At 72.9% G+C, this 19,811-nt stretch carries 17 protein-coding genes; 7 read left to right on the forward strand and 10 right to left on the reverse strand.

The genetic code is table 11. The annotated features are described in order from the left end of the window. The first annotated feature begins 83 nt into the window (after nt 1-83). From ACWDY5_RS23050 to ACWDY5_RS23060, 3 genes are read left to right on the forward strand one after another with little or no spacing between them, the layout of a single operon-like run. Nucleotides 84-2,828 carry an AAA family ATPase gene (locus tag ACWDY5_RS23050; protein WP_449724235.1) on the forward strand — a complete coding sequence of 915 codons (2,745 nt, stop codon included), beginning with the start codon at nt 84-86 and terminating at the stop codon, nt 2,826-2,828. Nucleotides 2,829-2,869: 41 nt separating this feature from the next. Further along, entirely contained in the window at nt 2,870-5,503 is a 2,634-nt protein-coding gene (locus tag ACWDY5_RS23055) for a PEP/pyruvate-binding domain-containing protein (protein ID WP_449724236.1), read from the forward strand. Nucleotides 5,504-5,505: 2 nt separating this feature from the next. Beyond that, nucleotides 5,506-6,078, forward strand: a complete 573-nt coding sequence (locus tag ACWDY5_RS23060; RefSeq protein ID WP_449724237.1) for an HXXEE domain-containing protein — start codon at nt 5,506-5,508, stop codon at nt 6,076-6,078. Here the strand turns inward: ACWDY5_RS23060 and ACWDY5_RS23065 are convergent. The 9 genes from ACWDY5_RS23065 to fabG all read right to left on the reverse strand — a co-directional run bounded on the left by ACWDY5_RS23065 (nt 6,026) and on the right by fabG (nt 14,064). Then, nucleotides 6,026-7,207, reverse strand: a complete 1,182-nt coding sequence (locus tag ACWDY5_RS23065) for a Glu/Leu/Phe/Val dehydrogenase dimerization domain-containing protein (protein ID WP_449724238.1) — start codon at nt 7,205-7,207, stop codon at nt 6,026-6,028. The two genes, ACWDY5_RS23060 and ACWDY5_RS23065, sit on opposite strands and share 53 nt — an antisense overlap. An 80-nt stretch (nt 7,208-7,287) precedes the next feature. Next, nucleotides 7,288-7,734: an SET domain-containing protein-lysine N-methyltransferase gene (locus ACWDY5_RS23070; RefSeq protein WP_449724239.1), complete on the reverse strand. Its 447-nt coding sequence runs from the start codon at nt 7,732-7,734 to the stop codon at nt 7,288-7,290. Between the two features lie 3 nt (nt 7,735-7,737). Next, nucleotides 7,738-9,000, reverse strand: a complete 1,263-nt coding sequence (gene fabF, locus ACWDY5_RS23075) for a beta-ketoacyl-ACP synthase II (RefSeq protein ID WP_449724240.1) — start codon at nt 8,998-9,000, stop codon at nt 7,738-7,740. Nucleotides 9,001-9,033: 33 nt separating this feature from the next. Next, nucleotides 9,034-10,494, reverse strand: coding sequence for a class I adenylate-forming enzyme family protein (locus tag ACWDY5_RS23080; RefSeq protein ID WP_449724241.1), 1,461 nt, complete (start codon nt 10,492-10,494; stop codon nt 9,034-9,036). A gap of 42 nt (nt 10,495-10,536) precedes the next feature. Continuing rightward, nucleotides 10,537-10,782, reverse strand: coding sequence for an acyl carrier protein (locus ACWDY5_RS23085; RefSeq protein WP_449724242.1), 246 nt, complete (start codon nt 10,780-10,782; stop codon nt 10,537-10,539). Nucleotides 10,783-10,834: 52 nt separating this feature from the next. After that, on the reverse strand, nt 10,835-12,079 hold the full coding sequence (locus tag ACWDY5_RS23090; protein ID WP_449724243.1) for an MFS transporter: 1,245 nt from the start codon (nt 12,077-12,079) through the stop codon (nt 10,835-10,837). A gap of 6 nt (nt 12,080-12,085) precedes the next feature. Continuing rightward, on the reverse strand, nt 12,086-12,547 hold the full coding sequence (locus tag ACWDY5_RS23095) for a MaoC family dehydratase (protein ID WP_449724244.1): 462 nt from the start codon (nt 12,545-12,547) through the stop codon (nt 12,086-12,088). Next, on the reverse strand, nt 12,544-13,356 hold the full coding sequence (gene fabI / locus ACWDY5_RS23100) for an enoyl-ACP reductase FabI (RefSeq protein WP_449724245.1): 813 nt from the start codon (nt 13,354-13,356) through the stop codon (nt 12,544-12,546). The genes ACWDY5_RS23095 and fabI overlap by 4 nt, the downstream gene beginning before the upstream one ends. Then, nucleotides 13,357-14,064: a 3-oxoacyl-ACP reductase FabG gene (gene fabG, locus ACWDY5_RS23105; RefSeq protein WP_449724246.1), complete on the reverse strand. Its 708-nt coding sequence runs from the start codon at nt 14,062-14,064 to the stop codon at nt 13,357-13,359. A 510-nt stretch (nt 14,065-14,574) separates the two neighbouring features. On the opposite strand from fabG, the gene ACWDY5_RS23110 reads away from it, so the two are divergent. After that, nucleotides 14,575-15,429 carry an EamA family transporter gene (locus ACWDY5_RS23110; protein WP_449724247.1) on the forward strand — a complete coding sequence of 285 codons (855 nt, stop codon included), beginning with the start codon at nt 14,575-14,577 and terminating at the stop codon, nt 15,427-15,429. Here the strand turns inward: ACWDY5_RS23110 and ACWDY5_RS23115 are convergent. Continuing rightward, nucleotides 15,377-15,859 (reverse strand): hypothetical protein, encoded by a 483-nt coding sequence (locus ACWDY5_RS23115; protein WP_449724248.1) that lies wholly within the window; start codon nt 15,857-15,859, stop codon nt 15,377-15,379. The two genes, ACWDY5_RS23110 and ACWDY5_RS23115, sit on opposite strands and share 53 nt — an antisense overlap. Nucleotides 15,860-16,635: 776 nt before the next feature. Between ACWDY5_RS23115 and ACWDY5_RS23120 the strand changes: the two genes are divergently transcribed. The 3 genes from ACWDY5_RS23120 to ACWDY5_RS23130 are packed head-to-tail and all read left to right on the forward strand — an operon-like array spanning nt 16,636 to nt 19,563. After that, on the forward strand, nt 16,636-17,262 hold the full coding sequence (locus tag ACWDY5_RS23120; RefSeq protein WP_449724249.1) for a sensor domain-containing protein: 627 nt from the start codon (nt 16,636-16,638) through the stop codon (nt 17,260-17,262). Next, nucleotides 17,259-19,001, forward strand: a complete 1,743-nt coding sequence (locus ACWDY5_RS23125; RefSeq protein ID WP_449724250.1) for a DNA/RNA non-specific endonuclease — start codon at nt 17,259-17,261, stop codon at nt 18,999-19,001. Before ACWDY5_RS23120 ends, ACWDY5_RS23125 begins: the two co-directional genes overlap by 4 nt. 19 nt (nt 19,002-19,020) lie before the next feature. Further along, entirely contained in the window at nt 19,021-19,563 is a 543-nt protein-coding gene (locus ACWDY5_RS23130; protein WP_449724251.1) for a hypothetical protein, read from the forward strand. Nucleotides 19,564-19,811: the final 248 nt, after the last annotated feature.

The following is a 19,811-nucleotide window of genomic DNA, read 5'->3' on the forward strand; positions in this document are numbered from 1 at the left end:
CGGGTGGTTCCCGGCTTCACGGTCCGACCGCAGCCGCAACCGCATAATCTGGACGCCACCGACCGCGGGGGGAGCGGAGCACCGTGCACGGAGCTGTCCTGGAGGGGATCGGCCGCTGGCTTGCCGAGCTGCGCGAGGGCCGCGCCCGGCTGGTCCGCTTTGACGGCGGGCCGGGCACCGGGCGCACCACGGCTTTGCGGTCGCTCACCGCCGCCGCCCGCCAGGAACACGGCTGCACCGCGATGCTGGTGCGGTGCGCGCACGCGGAGTCCGGGTTCGCCTGGGGCGCGGTGCGCCAGCTGCTGGACGCGCTGCCGCCGGGGGAGGACCTGGCCGGGTTCGCCGCCCGCGACGGCGGCTGGTTCGACGCGCTGCGCGGCCTGGCCCCCGGCGAGATCCAGCAGCGGCTGCACTGGCTGCTCACCCGGCAGGCGGCCCAACGCCCCCTGGTGATCGCGGTGGACGACGCGCACTGGTGCGACCCGGAGTCCTTGCGGTTCCTCGGTTACCTGGCCCGCAGGCTGGAGCACGCGCCACTGCTGCTCGCCGTCGGGGCCGACCCGGCCGCCACCCCGGAGGCGGAGCGCGCGCTGGCCGAGCTGACCGACGACCCCGACCTGCTCCGGGTGCCGCTGCCCGCGCTGACCGCCGACCAGGTCGCCGCCGAATGCCGGCGGGTGCTCGGGCACGACGGCCCGGCCGGCGCCTGCCTTGCCGCCACCCACGGCATTCCCGCACTGGTCACCGCGTTCCTGACCGCCGATCCGGTGGGCAGCGCGCCGCGTTCGGTGGCGGCCGCCGCGCTGGCCAGGGCGAGCGCGCACCACCCCGAGGCGGCCCGCGCGCTGCGGGTGCTCTCCGTGCTGGAAACGCCGGTCCCCGCGCCGGTGGCGGCCAAGATCCTGGACCGGCCGCCTGCCGGGACCGCCGACGTGCTCGCGCTACTGGCCCGCCTGTCCTGCGCGAGCGTGGACGCGGCCGGGGTGGCGATCGGGCCGCCGCTGCTGCGGCAGGCGGTCCGGCAGGCGCTGGCGCCCTCGGCCCGGCACGAGGCCGAGTCCAGGGTGGTGGCCGTCTTCGCCGCCGAACCCGGCGGGCGGGAACGAGCCGCCCGGCACCTGCTGGCCGTCTACCCCGAGGGCAACTCCAGCCACCTGGAGCTGTTGCACACCAGCGCGGACCAGTTGCTCGCCCAGGGCCGCTACACCGACGCGGCCCAGCTGCTGCGCCGCGCGCTGGCCGAACCGGTGGTCGGCGACCGGCGGGCGGAGCTGCTGGCCGGGCTGGGCACCGCCGAGCTGTACCAGCACACCCCCTCGGCGGCCGGGCACCTGGAGACCGCGATGGCCGAGTCCTCCGCGCCGGAGTCCCGGCTGGGCTGGGCGCTGCAGCTGGCGCACGCGCTGGCGCTGACCGGCAAGGCCGCCCAGGCCCGCGACATCCTCAGCGCCGAACTGGACCGGGTGCCGCTCAACGGTCAGCAGGAACTGCTCGGCCGAGCCGCCGCCGAGCTCACCTTCATCGCGCTGAGCAGCGACGACGTGCTCAGCGCGCGCCGCGAGGAGACCGGCGGCCTCGGGCGGCGCGCGGCCAGGGTGGAGGGCATGTCCGGGGCCTACCAGGTGCTCTCCGCCGCCTTCGAGTGCCGCCCGGCCACCGAGGTGACCGCCCGCATCCACCAGGCCCTGGCCGGTGGACTGGAGCCCGCGGACCAGTCCGCGATGACCTGGCTGGTGGTGGCCGGGGTGCTGCTGTGGGCCGACCAGCTGGACACCGCGGAGCAGCTGTTCGCCAAGGGCGCGGCCGAGGCGGGCCGCTGGCACGCCCCGCTGCCCCGCTACACCGCGGCCTGGCTCGGCGGACTCACCGCCTGGCACGCCGGACGTCCCGACCAGGCGCGCGAGCTGACCGCCACCGCGATCCGGCTGGCGCAGGGCCGGGACTGGGACCTGTGGCGGGCCGGCCCGGCGATCGCCGCCCTGACCATCGCCGAGGAGTGCCCGGAAGCCTTCCCCTCACCGGCTGCCTGCGGCTTGGACGAGCACGGCGACCTGCCCCGGCTGTGGGTGGCCGACCTCGCCCTGGCCGCCCGCGGCCAGTGGAAGGTCGACGCCGGACGCCCCGAGGCCGGGCTGGCCGACCTGCTCGCGGCCGGACAGCGGCTGACCGCGATCGGCTGCCTCAACCCGGCCGCCGCGCCCTGGCGCTCGGCCGCCGCGGTCGCGCTGTCCCGGTTGCACCGCGAGGAGGAAGCCCTCGCACTGGCCGAGGAGGAGGTGCGGCTGGCGCGTTGCTGGGGCGCGGCGCGGGCGCTGGCGGTGGCCCTGCGCCGCAGCGGCGACGTGCGCGGCGGACCGGACGGACTCGCCGAGGTCGAGGAGTCGGTGGCCCTGCTCGGCGAACGGTTCCCCCTGGAACTGGCGCGCGGCCTGCTGGTCAAGGGCAGGCTGCTGCGCTCGGTGCGGGAGCACGAACAGGCCAGGGAAGTGCTCGGCGAGGCGCACCGCAGGGCCGGGCAGCTGGGCGCGGACCGGCTGCTGGCTCGGATCCGCGACGAGCTGATCGCGGTCGGCGGACGGCCCCGGCTGCCCCGGCCGGACCAGGACGGGCCGCTGACCACGGGGGAGCGGCGGGTCGCGCTGCTGGCCGCGCGCGGAGCCACCAACGAGGAGATCGCGGCCCGGCTCTACCTGGCCCGCCGCACCGTGGAGGCACACCTGACCAGCGTCTACCGCAAGCTCGGCATCAGCGGCCGGGCCCAGCTGCCCGCCGGACTCGGCAAGCTCGGCCTGGCCGACGGCGAGGATGCGGCTATCCCTGCGGGGTGACCACGATGCGCACCCGCGGCGTTTCGCGGTGCACTGGCGCGGTGAGTCAGGCAGCGAAGAGCAGTCCCCTGGTCCTCGACCTCGGCGCGATCCAGGACGGCCAAGGGCACCTGGTCGGCGGCAAGGCGGCCAACCTGGCGTCCATGATCAGCGCCGGGCTGCGGGTGCCGGACGGGTTCTGCCTCACCACCGAGGCCTACCGCCGGGCCGCCGATGACGACGGGGTGCGCGCCGCGCTCGACGCGCTGACCGGGACCGGCGCGCCCGCCGCCGAGGTGCGCGCGGCGCTGCTGGCCCGCCCGATGCCCGAGGAGGTGGCCGCCGCGGTGCTGGCCGCCTACCGGCAGCTGGGCGCGGGCCCGGTCGCGGTCCGCTCCTCCGCCACCGCCGAAGACCTGCCCTGGGCCAGCTTCGCCGGTCAGCAGGAAACCTTCCTGCACGTGCTCGGCGAACCCGAGGTCCTCTCCGCGGTCCGGCGCTGCTGGGCCTCGCTGTGGACCGACCGGGCGGTGGACTACCGCGCCGCCCAGGACATCGACCACCACGAGGTCACCCTGGCCGTGGTGGTGCAGCGCATGGTGCCCGCCGCGGTCGCCGGCGTGCTGTTCACCGCCGACCCGGTCACCGGCCGCCGGGACTGCTTCAGCGTGGACGCCAGCCCAGGACTGGGCGAGGCAGTGGTCTCCGGCCTGGTCAACCCCGACCACTACGTGCTCGACGCCGACGGCCAGGTGCTCTCCAGGGTCCCCGGCGACAAGGGCAAGGAGGTCCGGCCGGTCGAGGGCGGCGGCGTCGAGGTGGTCGAGACCTCCGGCGGCGGCGAGTGCCTGGACGAGGGCGCGCTGCGCAGGCTGGCCGCCGCGGGCCGCGAGGTGCAGGCGCACTTCGGCGCGCCGCAGGACGTGGAGTGGGCCCTGGACGCCGAGGGCCTGGTGTGGCTGACCCAGTCCCGGCCGATCACCACCCTGTTCCCGCTGCCGGCCGCCGCGGACCCGGACACCCCGCGCGCCTACCTGTGTTACAGCATGGTCTGGCAGGGCATGCACGGACCGCTGACCCCGATGGGCCGCTCGGCTTTCCGCTTGGCCGCCACCGGCATGGCCCGGCTGGCCGGGCGCACCGTGCCCGATCCGGACCGGGGACCGGCGGTCTGCGCGGAGGCGGGCGGGCGGATCATGCTGGACCTCACCCCGGCGCTGACCTCCGCCGGTGGCCGGGCCGCGCTGCCCGGTCTGCTGACCATGGTCGACGACGGGGTGGCCCGGCTGTTCACCGCGCTCACCGAGGACCCCCGGTTCCCGCTGCGGCAGCCCTCCAAGCGCGGCCTGGTGCGTGCCCTGCTGCGAATCGCCTTGCGCGCCAACGTGCCCGCGCGCGTGGTCGAGGCGCTGGTGTTCCCGGCCTCGGCCCGCCGCCGGGTGCGGCGGACAGGGAAGCGGTACCTGCGCCGGTACGAGGGACCGGCGAACGCGGACGCGCGGGAGCGGCTGGCGGCGGTGGAGCGGATCCTGCTCACCGCGCTGCCCGCGATCTTCCCCCGGATGGTGCCGGTGTCCGCGGTCGGCGGGGCGATGCTGGGCATCGCGGTGAAGCTGCTCGGCGAGCGGATCTCCTCCGCCGAGGTCTTCACCCTGCTGCGCGGCCTGCCGCACAACGTCACCACCGAGATGGACCTGGCGCTGTGGCGGCTGGCCGAGCAGGCAGGCGAGGCGGCGGCGCTGTTCCAGGACCCGGCGCGACTGGCCGAGGACTACCGGCGCGGTGAGCTGCCACCGAAGCTGCAACGCGCGCTGGCCGGGTTCCTGGCCGAGTACGGGCACCGCTGCGTCGCCGAGATCGACCTCGGCGCGGCCCGCTGGTCCGAGGACCCCGCGCACATCCTCGGCGTGGTCGGCAACTACCTGGCCTCCGCCGATCCGGCGCACTCCCCGGAGCGGCACTTCGCCGAGGGCGCGGCCGCCGCCACGGCCATGACCAGGGAGCTGGTGGCCCGCGCCAGGACGGACGGGCGGCTGAGCGGGGCGGTGGTGCGGTTCGCCCTGCGCCGGACCCGCGAGCTGATGGGGTACCGCGAGATCACCAAGTTCTACACCGTCGCCCTGCTGGACCGGGCCCGGCGGCAGCTGCGCGCGGTCGGCGACGAGCTGGCCGAGCGGGGTGTGCTGGCCGCGGCCGAGGACGTCTTCTTCCTGGACCTGGCCGAGACGCGCGCCGCCGTCTCCGGCGCGGCAACGAGCGAGCTGCGGGCGCGGATCGAGCAGCGGCGGGCCGAGCACCAGCGGGAGTCCCGGCGCAGGCAGGTGCCCAAGCTGCTGCTCTCCGACGGCACCGAACCCACCGAGTCGGTGGCCGGCCCCGACGGCGGCCTGCGCGGCACCGGCGCCTCACCCGGCACGGTCAGCGGCCCGGCGCGGGTGGTCTTTGACCCGGTGGGAGCCAAGATCGCGCCCGGCGAGGTGCTGGTCGCGCCCTCCACCGACCCCGGCTGGACCCCGCTGTTCCTGACCGCGGCCGGGGTCGTGCTGGAGACCGGCGGGGTCAACTCGCACGGCGCGGTGGTGGCCCGCGAGTACGGGATTCCCGCCGTGGTCGGGGTTTCCGGCGTCACCGGCAAGATCACCGACGGGCAGCCGGTCACCGTGGACGGGACCGCCGGAGTGGTGAAGGTGGACTGAGCATGCCGGAGACAACGGTGCCGGGCAGCGTGACCTGGGGACTGCTGGCCGCCTTCGCGGTGCACGACCTGGAAGAGCTGCTCACCATGCCCGCCCACAACGAGCAATGGCTGCGCGGCCTGCGCGCCCGGTATCCGGCCGTGCCCGAGCGGATGTGGACCGCGCTGCGCACCGACGGCGTGCACACCGCCACCGCGATCGGCCTGATGGGCCTGCTGGTCGCGGCCGCGGCGGCCCAAGGCGCCCGCACCGGCGGGCGATCCGAGTACTACCAGACCGTGCTGGCCGGGTTCGGCCTGCACGGCATAGTCCACATAGGACAGTCGCTGGTGGAGCGCCGGTACACGCCGGGAGTGGTGACCGCTCCCGGCGTGATCGCCTTCTCCTGGTGGGCCTGGCGGCGGCTCCGCAAGGCCGGACTGGTGGCCGGCAGCGGCGCGGCCTACTGGTTCGCGGCGTTCCCGGTGGTGCTGGCCGGAGTGCACGGCGGCGCGCACGGCCTGCGCGCGCTGGCGCGCCGGCTCACCCGTGGATCAGCTTGTCCCGCAACGACTCCCGGTGGCCCTCGGCGATAGCGGTGGCCGCCGCCCGAGGGGTCTGGCCAGTCTGCCGTGCCGAGCCGAACACCGCGCCGGCCAGCCGCCACATGGTCTTCTCGATCATGGCGAAGGCCTCCGCCCCGGTCGGGCCGATGTCGCCGAACAGCGTCCACCACCACCAGGCGTTGGCCGCCAGGTTGGCCAGGAAGTCCGGCACCACAACGACTCCGCGGGCCAGCAGCGCCGCCTCCGCCGCCGCGGTGACCGAGACGTTGGCCGCCTCCACCAGGTACCGGCCGCGCACCTCCGCCTGGTTGGCCGCGGTGACCGCCTCCGACACCGCCGCGGTCACCAGCACGTCCGCCTGGCAGGACCGCCATTCCTCGCGGTCGAGCAACCGCGCCCCGGCGGGCAGGTTCTCCCTCGGCAGCAGGCCGTCCCGGCTGCGCCCGGCCAGCAGCGCGGCCACGTCCAGCCCGGCCGGGTCGGCCACCGTGCCCGCCCGGTCGGCGATGGCCACCACCCGCAGTCCGGCCCGGTCCAGGTAGCGCGCGGCGGCCCCGCCCATCGAGCCGAAGCCTTGCACCACCGCGGTTTTCCCGGCCGGGGTCTCACCGTGTTCGGCCAGCGTGGCCAGCACCGCCTGCACCACGCCGTAACCGCCGACGCTGTCACCCAGACCGAGCCCGTCGACCTCGACGGCGAACGCCTTGGCCACCCGGTCCAGTCCGGCCTCCGCGCCGTCGGGCACGTGCCGGAGCGCGGCGTGCACGCAGGAACGCAGCCCGGCCGCGGCGACCGCCTCGTCGATGGCCTCCTGGCTGGTGCCCAGGTCCTCGCCGACCGCCCAGTGCGTCGCCAGCAGCGGGCGCACCGCCTCGACGAACCGGCGCAGCACCCCTGGCGCCTCCGGGTGCCGGGGGTCGAAGTCGATGCCGCCCTTGGCCCCGCCGAAGGGCAGGTACCGGCGGCCCGGCTCGTAGACCAGTGCTTCCTTGAGGGTCATCGCCCGCGCCAGCGCGGCCACCTCGGCCATGGTGCAGCCCGGCCGCATGCGCAGGCCGCCGCTGGCCACGCCAAGGCCGAGGGTGTCGATCACCAGGTGGCCGGTGGCCTCGGTCCGGTCGTCGAACCAGGTCAGCCGCAGGTGAGGTCGCTCGGTCATCGGTTTTCCTTCTGTGGGGGCGGATCGGGGGATCGGCGACGCCGGGGTGCCCGGACACCCCGGCGTCGCCGCGGATCAGCTCAGCGGTCGCGTTCGGCGACGAGCTCGGCGATGTGCGAGCTGAGCCGGTAGCCGGAGAGGACCGCGCCCGGCAGGAACGCGGCTCCGGCGATCTCACCGAGGCAGTTGTCGTGGCCGCAGCCACAGCTGAACGGATCGGCCATCTCCCACTCCGTGGCCGGGTAGAAGAAGGTGACCTGCTCGCCCTCGGCGATTGGACTGGTCGCCACCACCACGTTGCGCACCGTGTCCACCACCGCGTTCGGGCGGCAGGAGTGGTTGAGGTAGCGCACCTCCGCCGCGTCGACGTGCCGGTCCCGGGATACCTGGATGGTGTACTTCGTCGGCGCGGTGTGCTCCACCCGGTCGGTGATCGAGGCGACCACCGCCCCCTCGGGAATGGCGGCCAGTGGCACAAAAGCCACGCCGCCCAAGCCATCGGCCGTGGCCACGATCATGGAGGTCATCGGTCAGTTCCCTTCCCAGCGCCGGGCCAGGAGCACCGCGTTGTGCCCGCCGAATCCGAACGAGTTGCTCATCACGACATCAGTGCGGTGCTGCTGTGCGGTGTGCGGCACGAAGTTCAGGCCGGTGTCGTCGGGGTGGTCGCAGTTGAGGGTCGGCGGCACCACGTTGTCCCTGATCGCCATGACCGCGGTGATCAGCTCGATCGCCCCGGCCCCGGAGATCAGGTGCCCGGTCATGGACTTGGTGGAGCTGACCGGGATCTCCGGCGCGCGCTCGCCGAAGACCGCGCGGATGGCCGCGGCCTCGGCCGCGTCGTTGAGCGCGGTGCCGGTGCCGTGCGCGTTGATGTAGTCCACTTCGGACGGTGCCACGCCCGCCCCTGCCATCGCGGTCCGCATCGCCGCCTTGGCGCCGCGGCCCTCCGGGTGCGGCGCGGTGAGGTGGTAGGCGTCGGTGGTGGCCCCGTAACCGGCCAGCTCGGCCAGGATCGGCGCGCCCCGCCGCCGGGCGTGCTCGGCCTCCTCCAGCACCACCACCCCCGCGCCCTCGCCCATCACGAACCCGTCCCGGTCCCGGTCGAACGGACGGCAGGCCCTCTCCGGCTCCTCGTTGCGGCGGGACAACGCCCGCGAGGCCGCGGCCCCGGCGATGTTGAGCCGGGTGACACTGGCCTCCGCGCCACCGGCGATCATCACGTCGGTGACGCCGAGCTGGATCAGCCGCAGCGCCTCGCCGATGCAGGTGGCCCCGGTGGCGCAGGCCGTGCTCATGTTCGCCGCCGGGCCGTGCGCGCCCAGCTTCAGCGCGATCTCCCCCGCGCTGCTCTCCGAACCGCTGGTGGCGAAGAAGAACGGGCTGATGCCACGCGGTCCCCGCTCGTGCAGCTTGATGGTGGTGTCCCAGGTCAACTGGGCCGGACCGGCCGAGGAGCCGACGTAGACGCCGACCTTCGGCGCGAGCTCAGGGCCGATCACCAGCTTCGCCGCCTCGGCCGCCTGCACGGCCGCGGCCACCCCGTACTGGGTGCTGACGTCCAGCCGCCGGTACACCGTCCGTTCCAGGTACTCGCCGGGGTCGAAGCCCTTGACCTCGGCCCCGATCCGCACCGGTAGGTCACCGGCGTCGAAGCGTTCGATCAGGCCGATGCCGCTGCGACCGGCCAGCAGCGAGCTCCAGTGCTCCTCGACGGTCAACCCGACCGGGGTCACCGCCCCGCAACCGGTGATGACCACTCGACGTGGTCCGTCTCTGCCGGGATCAGGCATGTCGGTCCTCCTTCCTCAGTGGGCGCTTGTGGGTCACATCGCGGGCGAGAGGTCGCGCACGGCCGCGCGCTCCTCCCGCGGTCCCGCGTCCCCGGCGATGGCCAGCAGCCGCCGCCAGTCGGTCTTTCCGTTGCCGGTCAACGGGAACTCCGCCAGCACCAGCAGCCGGTTGGGCTGCTCGAACGGCGGCAGCACGGCGCAGACCCGTTCCCGCCAGTAGGTCGCGGGCCGGTCCTGGGCGTCCTCGACGAAGAAGACCAGGCGGTGGCCCAGCTGCGGGTCGGGCACCGGCACCACCTTCACCAGCGCGCCGCACTGGGCCGCGGTGCGCTCGATGATCTCCGGGTAGAGCGTGTGCCCCGAGCGGTGCACGGCCGACTCCCGGCCCAGCACCGAGAGGTTCCCGTGCTCGTCCAGCAGGGCCAGGTCCGCGGTGCGGTACCAGCCCTTGCCGGAGGGCACGATCTCGCCGTCGGGCCCCAGGTAGCCGGTGAACCGGTCCGGAGTGGACACCCAGAGGTCGCCGACGGTGTTCGGCCCGGCCGCCTCCCCGTCCTCGGTGGCCACCCGCACCCGCACCCCCGGCAGGACCTGGCCGCAGGCAACGGGGTTCGCCGGGGTGGCGAAGGAGACGTTGCCGATCTCGGTGCTGCCGTAGCCGTCCAGCAGCGGCCTGCCGAAGCGGGCCCGGAACCGCTCGGTCACCTGCACCGGCAGCGGCGCGCCTCCGGTGCAGTACATCCGCACCCGGCCCAGGTCGCTGGCCAGCTCCGGGCTGCGCTCCACCAGGTTGAGCAGCAGGTGGAACACACTCGGCGTGGCGTCCACCACGGTCGCGCCGACCCGCCCGGCCATCCGCACCGAACGGTCCAGCCTGCGGTAGGGCGCCACCGCCAGCGAACAGCCGGCCACCACCGAGATCAGCACCAGGGACAGCCCGTACTGGTGGGAGAACGGCAGCAGCGGCAGCAGCACGTCATCAGGGCCGTAGCCCATCCGGTCGATGGTGCGCCGCAGGTTGCGCAGCATGGCCCGGCCGGACTTCACGATGCCCTTGGGCTCGCCGGTGGACCCGGAGGACCAGGTGATCAGCGCGTCCGGCAGCCCGGCCCAGGCGCTGAGCTCGAAGGCGGTCGCCGTCGGCGGGCGGGCGGCCGCGGCGGCCAGCAGCTCGAACCCGGAGACCATGGGCAGCCACGGGATGTTCTCAGTGTCCTCGTCGTCGACCACCGCCAGCCGCACCTTGGCCAGCCCGGCCGCCCGCGCGGTCTCCGCCGCCCGCTGGCCGGGATCGATGAGCACCGTCGAGGCGCCCGCGTGGATCAGCGCGAGCAGCACGGTGATGAACGCGGCCGAGTTCTCCGCCTTCAGCAGCACCCTGGTCCCCGGGGTGACCCCGTGGGACTCGGTGAGCACTTGGGCTATCCGGACCACCCGGTCCCGTAATTCCTCGGAACTCTGCACCGAATCGGCGCACAGCAAACTCTTGAGCATTTCTCCGGAGTTTCCTTTCGATTTCCGCCCACCGGCGGGCGGTCAGCCGTGGGCGAGGATGTAGCCCACGGTGTCCTCGACGGTCTTGAGGCCAAGCGCGTCGTCGTCCGGAATGCGGACCTCGAACTGCTCCTCGACCATCAGCAGCACTTCCACCAAGGTGAGTGAGTCGATGTCCAGTTCATCGCCGAAGGACTTCTCCGGCCGGACATCCTCCACCGGGACACCCGCGACTTCGTGCAGGATCTTCGTCAATCCGGCCAGGACCTCGTCGTATTTTGGACGCACAGCAGCCTTCCCTCCAGTTGTGTGTTTGTGTGTTTCGTAAGGAGAAGTGTTGTCAGGCAGTGGCCGACAACCGGTCGAACCCGCGCAGCGCGGGCAGCCAGGACGCGCCGAGCACCAGCAGGAACAGCACCGCGGCCAGCACCGCGAACGCGCCCCTTGGCCCCAGCTGCTGCACCAGCGGGCCGCCGAGCAGGTGGCCGACCGGGCCGCCGACGTACCCGGCGGAGGTCATGATCCCCATGACCCGGCCGCGCAGCTCCGGCGCCGAGCGCAGCTGCGTGGCCAGGTTGGTCAGCGGCGAGATCGGCCCGCTGGCCAGGCCCACCACCCCGGCCAGCGCCAGCAGCACCGGATAGGGCGGCAGGAAGGACATCGCGACCAGACCGGCCGCGCTGGTGACCATCGCGGTGACGAAGGTGGCCCGCCCGCGCAGCCGGTGGCCGAGGACGGCGTAACCCACCGCGCCGCCGATGCCGCCCACGGCCAGGGTCATGCTGAGCAGGCCCAACCGTTCCGGCGCGTGCTGAGCGTGGAAGTAGGCGGGCAGCACGATGCTCGCGATCGGCAGGTACGCCAGGTACAGCGTCGCCCCCATCAGCGCGGTCAGCCGCAGCAACGGGTCCCGCCACACCGCGGCGAAGCCCTGCCGCGACCCGTGCCAGGCGAACCGCAGCGCCGACCCCGCCACCGGGGCCCGCCCCTGCTCGGGCAGCCTGACCAGCAGCGTGCCGACCGCGGCCAGCGCGGGCGCGACCGCGGCCACCGCCAGCGCCGTGGCCGCGCCACCGAGCCCGATCAGCAGCCCGCCCAGCGCGGGCCCGGCGACCAGCGCGACCCCCTTGAGCGACTCGTGGATCCCGTTGACCGCCTCCAGCCGCAGCCCGGCCCGCCCGGCCGCGGCCGGCAGCAGCACCTTGCGCCCGGTCATCCCGGCCAGGTCGAACAGCGAACCGGTGCAGGCCAGCGCGGCCACCGCCCACAGCGAGAACCCGCCTGCCAGGTCGAGCACCGCGATCGCGGCCACCGACCCCGCGGAGAGCAGGTCCGCGCCCGCCGCGGTGCGCCTGCCGCCGACCAGGTCGACCACCGTGCCCGCGAACAGCGCGCCGAGCAGCATCGGCAGCGTGCTCGCCGCGGCGATGATCCCGGCCGCCACCGGACTGCCGGTGCGCTCCAGCGCCAGCCAGGACAGCGCCAGCGTGAGCACCGCGTTCGCCCAGGTCGACAGCGCCGCGGCCACCTCGACCAGCGCCAGCGGAGCCATCGACGTGCTCGGTCCGGCCGCGCTCTTGGTCATCGCCGCCTACCCCGTGCCCGGGTAGAGGCTGGTCTGCTCCGCCGTGCAGGCCACCGAGCCGTCGTCCAGCTCCACCGACACCGTGGCGGCCACCTCCAGATAGCCGTGCGGGCGCTGCCGGACCGCGCCGATGCCGACCTTCGCCCTGATCCACTCCCCGGCCGCGACCGGCTTGCGGAAGCGCACCTTGTCCACCCGGTAGTTCAGGCTCAGCGAGACGCCCGCGACCTCGAACACCTCGCCGATGAAGGCCGGCAGCAGGGACAGGATCAGGAAGCCGTGCGCGATCGGCCTGCCGTAGGGCCCCTGCGCGCACTGCTCGGGGTCCAGGTGGATCCACTGGTGGTCGTCGGTGGCCTCGGCGAACCGGGTGATCCGGTCCTGGGTGATCTGCCGCCAGCCGCTGTAGCCGAGGCTGGTCCCGGCCAGGTCGCTCAGCTCGTCCGGTTTCAGCTGCATCGCGGTCATCGGGCGGCTCCCCGGCTCAACCGGCTGGTCAGCCGGTCGCCCATGGCGTGCGCGCCGCCGTCGACGTGGATGATCTCCCCGGTGGTGGCCGGGAACAGGTCGGAGAACAGCGCCACACAGGCCTTGGCCACCGGGGTGGCGTCCGCGCAGTCCCAGCCCAGCGGCGCGCGCTGCGGCCAGTCCCCGTCCAGGCCCTCGCCGCTGCCCGGCTCGCCCGCGATGTTGCGCGCGGCCACCGTGCGCAACGGCCCGGCCGCGACCAGGTTGACCCGGATTCCGCGCGGCCCCAGGTAGCCGGCCAGGTAGCGGGCACAGGACTCCAGCCCGGCCTTGGCCACTCCCATCCAGTCATAGCCCGACCAGGCCTGACCAGCGTCGAAGTCCAGCCCGACCACCGAGGCGCCCTCGGTCAGCAGTGGCAGCGTGGCCGTGGTCAGCGCCTGCAGCGAGTAGGTGGAGACACCGAAGGCGGTCGCGGCCTCCTGCCTGGTGGTGTGCAGGAAGTTGCCGCCCAGCGCGCCCGCCGGGGCGAAGGCGATCGAGTGCAGCACGCCGTCCAGCCCGGTCAGGTGCGGCAGCAGCCGGTCGGTCAGGCTGGCCAGCTGCTCGTCGTTGGTGACGTCGAGCTCCAGCACGGGCGCGGGCTCCGGCAGCCGGGCCGCGATCCGGCGCACCAGGGACAGCCGCCCGTAGCCGGTCAGCACCACCTGCGCGCCTTCCCGCTGCGCCGCCTCGGCCACCCGGAACGCGATCGAGGACTCCGTGATCACGCCGGTGACCAGCAGTCTTTTGCCGGTGAGCAGTCCCATCTACAGCCCCATCCCCAGGCCGCCGTCCACCGGCAGCACCGCGCCGGTGATGTAGCCGGCCTCCCGGCTGGTCAGGAAGCGGATCGCCGCGGCCACCTCCTCGGGCCTGCCGAAGCGGCCCAGCGGCACCTCCAGCTCGCCCTTCTTGCGGATGGGTTCGGGCAGGTCAGCGGTCATGTCGGTGTCGATCCAGCCGGGCGCGACCACGTTGACCGTGATGTCCCGCGCCTTGGTCTCCAGGGCCAGCGACCTGGCCAGGCCGATCAGTCCGGCCTTGGCCGCGGCGTAGTTCGTCTGGCCGCGCGAACCGGTGAGCGCGGAGACCGAGGAGACCAGCACGATCCGCCCGTGCCCGCGCAGCATGCCGCGCAGCGCCCGCCGGACCAGGCGCACCGCGCCCAGCAGGTTGGTCTCCAGCACCGCGCGGAAGTCCTCGTCGGACTGGCTCATCAGCAGCCCGTCGCGGACGATGCCCGCGTTGGCCACCAGCACCTCCACCCGGCCCAGGTCCCGCTCTACCTGCGTGAACGCCTCGGTGACGCTGTCGATGTCGTCGACGTCGCAGCGCACCGAGTGCAGCCCGTCGCCGAAGTCACCGGCTTTCCTGGCCGCGATGACAACCCGGTCGCCCGCATCGGCCAGCGCCCGCGCGGTCGCCAGTCCGATACCCCTGTTACCTCCGCTGACGAGCGCTACCCGGCCCGTCATCGGACGCCGCCTCGGCAGCGCGAATCCGCCCATTCCAAATGAAGCCCCCATGATCGGTGTCAACGCGGAACGGAACGCGGTGAATAACACCGCTATCGCCCCCGCGTCGCGCTAAGTCTGCCTCTCCCCAGAGTCGCCAGATCGAATCTAGCGTGGTCGGCAGCTTAGGGAGGGGCATTGCCAGCGTCAATGACCTGAAGAACGCGATCGGAGTTCCCGGGACATCTTGGCCACTCCGTTACCAGCCTGCACCTGGGGCCGATCGTTGTGGCCCAACGGTTCCCGAACATCAAAAACAGTTCCGGCGCTGACCACAAGAGGCTGCGCACAAGATAGCTGGGCACATTTTCTGCTAAGAGTGGATTTATCCCGTCAATCAGCGCACCGGCGATTACGCCGAAAGGGCGTAGCCCGCGCTGCCCTGTCACCTGGGTGTCGTAACGGGGCCATCGGCATGACCGCGCGCACAAATCACTCGACTGGCCTGGTCCGCGAGCACAGGATGGGCTGGTGACCGCGATCGTCCTGGTGCTGCTGGCCGCGGTGATGCACGCGCTGTGGAACTTCGCCGCCAAGCGCGCCGGAGCGGGCGGAGCGCCGTTCGTGTGGCTCTACCAGGTCGCCTCGGTGGTGATCTGCGGACCGGCCGCGGTGCTCGCCTTCCTCTTCGGCGACACCCCGGCCCAGTGGAGCTGGCTGCTCGCGGTCGCGGTCAGCGCCGTGCTGCACGCCGCCTACGCGCTGGTGCTCCAGCACGGCTACGCCGTCGGCGACATGTCGGTGGTCTACCCGGTGGCGCGCGGCAGCGGCCCGCTGCTGACCGTGCTGGCCGCGGTGCTGGTGCTCGGCGAACGCCCCGGCTGGACCGGACTGCTCGGCGCCGGCGCGATCGTGGCCGGGGTGTTCGTGATCGGCCTCGGCCCCACCGGCCGGCGCGGCGCGCTGAACACCAGCCTGCTCTACGGTGGACTGACCGGCCTCGCGATCGCCGGGTACACCCTGTGGGACGCCTACTCGGTGACCACCCTCGCCGTCCCGCCGCTGGTCTACTTCTGCCTCGGTTCCCTTGCCCAGAGCCTGTTGCTGACCCCGGTGGCGCTGCGACAGCCCGAACGCACCCGCGCGGTGTGGCGGGCGCACCGCACCGAGGTCCTGGTGATCGCGGTGCTCTCCCCGCTGGCCTACGTGCTGGTGCTGTACGCGATGCGGCTGGCCCCGCTCAGTGTGGTCGCGCCGATGCGGGAACTGTCCATTGTGCTCGGTGCGTTACTGGCTTGGCGCTGGTTCGGCGAGGCGAACCCGGTGCGCAGACTCATCGGCGCGGCCCTGGTGCTGGCCGGAATCGCCGCGGTGGCAACGGCTTGACCCGAACCCCGCACAGCGGGAAGACGACCCGCGCACCGCGCCAGGTGAGCACCGGGAAGGCACCCGTCCAGCCCGCCCCGGCAAACAGGACGGCCACGCCCCAACCGGTGAGCGGCACCAGACCCGAGCCCAGCGCCAGCAAGATCGCCGCCCCGGACAGGGCATTGCCCACGATGGCGATCCCCACCGGCACCGGCGGGATCTGCGGCCGAGCGGCGATCACGAGCAGGGCGACGGCACCGCCCAGCAGGACGATCCCGACCGGCGCGAACCAGCCGGACGGCAGGCCGAGCGGGCCGCTGAGCCACGGTCCGCCTGCCAGCATGACGAGCCCGGCAACGCCGGTGCCCCAGCCGTCGATCCGCAGACTGCCGCGCAAGGTGTGCACAGGTCTCTCCGGTGGCAGCGGCTCAATTACCTCAGAGGTCATGGCCCCGCAGGCTAGGGCCGCACCGTGCGGAGTCTGGTTCACCGTGCCCACCGGTCCGTCCACATCGTGCGGCACCGCACTGGTGAGCCCGACCCCGTCTGTCCACAAGAGACAGTGGTGTCCAATCCCAGCCACGGCCCGCGGAACGGATACGCGGTGAGCGCGGCGGTGTCCCGCTCCCGCGCCAGCCAGGCCCACAGCCGCACCCGCTGGAACGGCACCCGACTGCCTGAGTTCGGAGCAGGGCATCCCGTCTGATCGACATCGCTGCGTGGTGAGCGTGCCCTCGCAACCAACAGCACTGAGTGGTTGCGGAGGCCGCTGCTGGCGCGACCGGAACTGGTCACCGCACTAGGCGAGCCGGGTGACGTTGACCGAAGCCGCCTGGGTAGGCGGCCGCTCCCGCTATAGGTCGCAGGAAGTTACTATTTCGCGGTACTGGGGCTCAACGGACGATGCCGGGTTGACGAACCTGATCACGGCGGTTCTCGTCAAGCGGCATCGCACGACTGCGCAAGGCAGCTCACCGATGTGCACCCAGCACAGCAGCAGTGCGGCCATTCTGAACTGGGGGACCGATGAACCAGCCATCACCTGCCGGAGAACCACCACAGGAACCGGAGACGAGCGGGCTTCCCGCCACTCAGGAACAGCCACCCACAGCGGAAGAACCCACCACACCAGGCACCAGCCCTCAGACACCACCACCCTTACCCGCCGCGCAGCCGGCCCCCACCCGGCCACGCAGGCGCCTCTGGTGGATCGCCGGCGCTGCCGTGCTCGTCCTGGTGGCGGCAACGGGTGTCACCTGGTGGATGTGGCCCTCGGGGTTGAGCGCGGTGCCGGGCACGGTGCAGGCCAGCGTCCTGCCGGCCGAAGACGTCAGCAAGGCGCTCGGGCAGACCCTGCGGTCCCAGCACGGCATCAGCGAACCACCACCGGCGCTGACCGCCGACCCGCTGGAGTGCGCGGTGGCGGTCGGCCCGGCCACCCAGGCCGTCTACGCCGGCGGCTGGACGAGTTTCGGGTCGGTGACCTACCAGGACTCCGACTCCCAGGCCGACCACACCGTCACCCAGGTGATCGGCTTGTACCCCACCAGTGACCACGCCCGGCAGGTCTTCGCCACCTTGACCAACGGCATCGCCAACTGCCCCACCGCGGTGCGGGCAGGCGGGGCGGCAAGTCACCGCGCCTCCCAGTGGAACTACGAACTCCACGCCGCCACCGCGGAGGCGGTGAGCTGGGTCGCGACCCAGGACGCCGGTGACGGCTGGGCCTGCCACCGGCAGGCACGGCTGAAAGAACGCGCCGTGCTCCAGGTCGCGGTCTGCCAGGCCGGTGACAGCCGTCAGGCCGCGGCCGCGATCGCCGACCAGCTCGTCAGCAGAGTGGGTGGATGAGGATGAAGCGCCGCAGTCCCCGCACCGTGCTGTTCTTCAGGCGCGCCTTGGCCGTCCTCTCCGTCGCCGTGCTGGTTTTCCTGCCTGGCGTGGCAGTGGCGGCCGCCGACACCGCCGTGGTGGCACCCCCTCGCCCCGGCGGGATGGACCTCGCCGGCCAGCTCGACCCCAAGTTCCTCGCTGAGCTCAAGGCGATCGAGACACGGGTGCTCCAGGAGCAGCAGCAAGCCCAGCAGCTGACCCAGCAGAAGCAAGCCGAAGAAGTCAAGATCCAGGCCCACAACCAGAAATCCGCCGCGGTCCGGCAGAAGGCGGCTGGCTGGAACGGCAAGGCCGCCGCGCTGAACCAGGAGGTCGCGGCCCTGCAGGTGCGGATCAACGCGCACAACGCCAAGCCGAACACCTTCCGGCTGCCCCAGCAGCAAGCCGCGTACGCGGCCTACAACGCCGAAGCCGCCCAGCTCCGGGCCGCGCAGAGCCAGATGCAGGCGCGGCAGAGCGCGCTCAACGCCGAGAAGGCCGCCACCACCGCCGAGCAGAACCAGGTCAACGGTGAGGGTCAGCAGCTCGAGCAACAGAAACAACAGCTCAACCAGCGGATCACGGCGCACAACAACGGGACCGCCGCCCTGCAGTCCCAGATGCGGAACCTGCTGGAGCAGATGGCCGCCGCGCTCCAGCAGGCCGCGACCGCACCACAGGACAACGGCCCAGCAGCCGATCTGGCGGCCGGCGGTGACCAGGGAAGGCCCGCGAAGGTGTCCGCGGACATCGGGCAGGCCGGCAACGACGGCGGTGACCCCAGCTCTCCGAAGGCCATCCGCGACGCCCTGACCAAGTACGGCCAAGCCCAGGGCGTCACCGTCCACCCGCAACCGGTGCGGGTGCTGCTCACCCCCGGCACGGTGAAGCGACTCACGCCGGGCAAGGCGGCGGGGCTGTCCCCCTACCGGTCCTACGACGGCCTGATCTTGAACCCGGACAACCGCACGTTCACCGCGCTGCAGGTCGTGGCTCCCGGAACCGCGCCGGATCCCGTCTCCCAGGCGATCAACGACGGTGGGCAGGCCACTGCCTTCGTCGACGGGAGAATGCTCAACATCATCCGGATCCAGAGCGTGCCCGGTGGCCGTCCGAGCGGGGAACGACCCAAGAAACCGGTCGATTGCGGCCCGCAGGGCTGGGACAGGATCCAGGCCACCGATGCCGGCAACGGACACCGCGCCCAGGGGATCACGGCGTGCCTGAACCGCGGGTACCTGGCCAGCCACACCGGCACCCCGGCCAGTGCGCAGCCGCCCGGCTACCAGTGGGCGCAGAGCTTCGCCACCAGCAAGGGCCTGAGCCAGACTCGCAACATCAACGCCTGCCACCTGCTCGGTAAGCAGCTCGGCGGTTCTGGCAGCGACCTGCGCAACCTCTCGCCCTGCGCACGCAGCGCCAACGCCAGTCAGCGAGATTCACAGCAGTACCGGTTCAACCACATGGCCCTCTGGGAGAACCAGGTGAAGGCTGTGATCGACTCCGGCGACGCGCAGGTGTTGTACAGCGTGACGCCCCGCTACTCGGGCAACAGAACTGTCCCCACGAGTTACCACGTGACGGTGCAGGGCACCTATCCCGACGGGAGCCCGGCGATCGGCCTCAACGCCATCGTGCCGAACATGCTCTCCAACGGGTACAACCTGGGCACCCAGACCGACGCAGGCGCACCGGTCCCCACCGCCGGCATGCCGTGACCGGGGGAAGGAGCACCGAATGAGCTCGGCAGCCGATGTGGACGTGCTGATGACGTTGATGCCGCCGCCGCCCGCCGGCGGGCCACCCGTCGACTGGGCGGAGATCGCCCGGTCCTGGCAACGGCCGTTCCCGCCCGACTACCAGCGCTTCATCCAGGTGTACGGCGCCGGGACGGTCGAGGACTTCCTGGAGGTCGTCCCCCCACAGCCGAAGGCACCTCTGCACGAGGCGGGCTGGGACGGCATGGTCCACGAGACGGGCAACGCGGAGGACACCTGGGACATGGCGGTCAAGTCCCCCGAGCTGGAAGGGACATCCCCGTCGCTGATCACCTGGGCAGCCTCCAGCGGTGCGGACATGTTCTGCTGGGACGCCACCGCGACGGACCCGGCGGAGTGGCCGGTGCTGGTGTTCGACCGCGGCGAAGGCAAGTTCAGCCGCTACGACTGCGGCATGGCCGAGTTCCTCACCCGCATACTGCGGGCCGATTTCCCCACCAGTCCCCTGGACGGGAACATCGTCCTGTGGGGCAGGGGAGAAGCGACCTGGAAGAAGCTGTGACAGCCAGCCACTTGCACTATGGCGGCCGCTGACGCGGAGACCAGCGGCAGCTAGCCGGCAGTGCGGGGATCGGTTGCGAAAGGTCGGCGGGGAAGGTGCCCGCTGTGCTCGGCCGGACAGGCGCCTCACTGCTCGCGGCGGGCCCGCGAGCGGTGAGTGGTACTGCCGATGCGCCGCCGGTTCCCCGGGGCGATCGCTCCAGCAGCGGCAGATCGGTGATCGAGTCGGAGTACGCGTGACAGGCGCTC

Source organism: Crossiella sp. NPDC003009 (genome assembly GCF_053591555.1).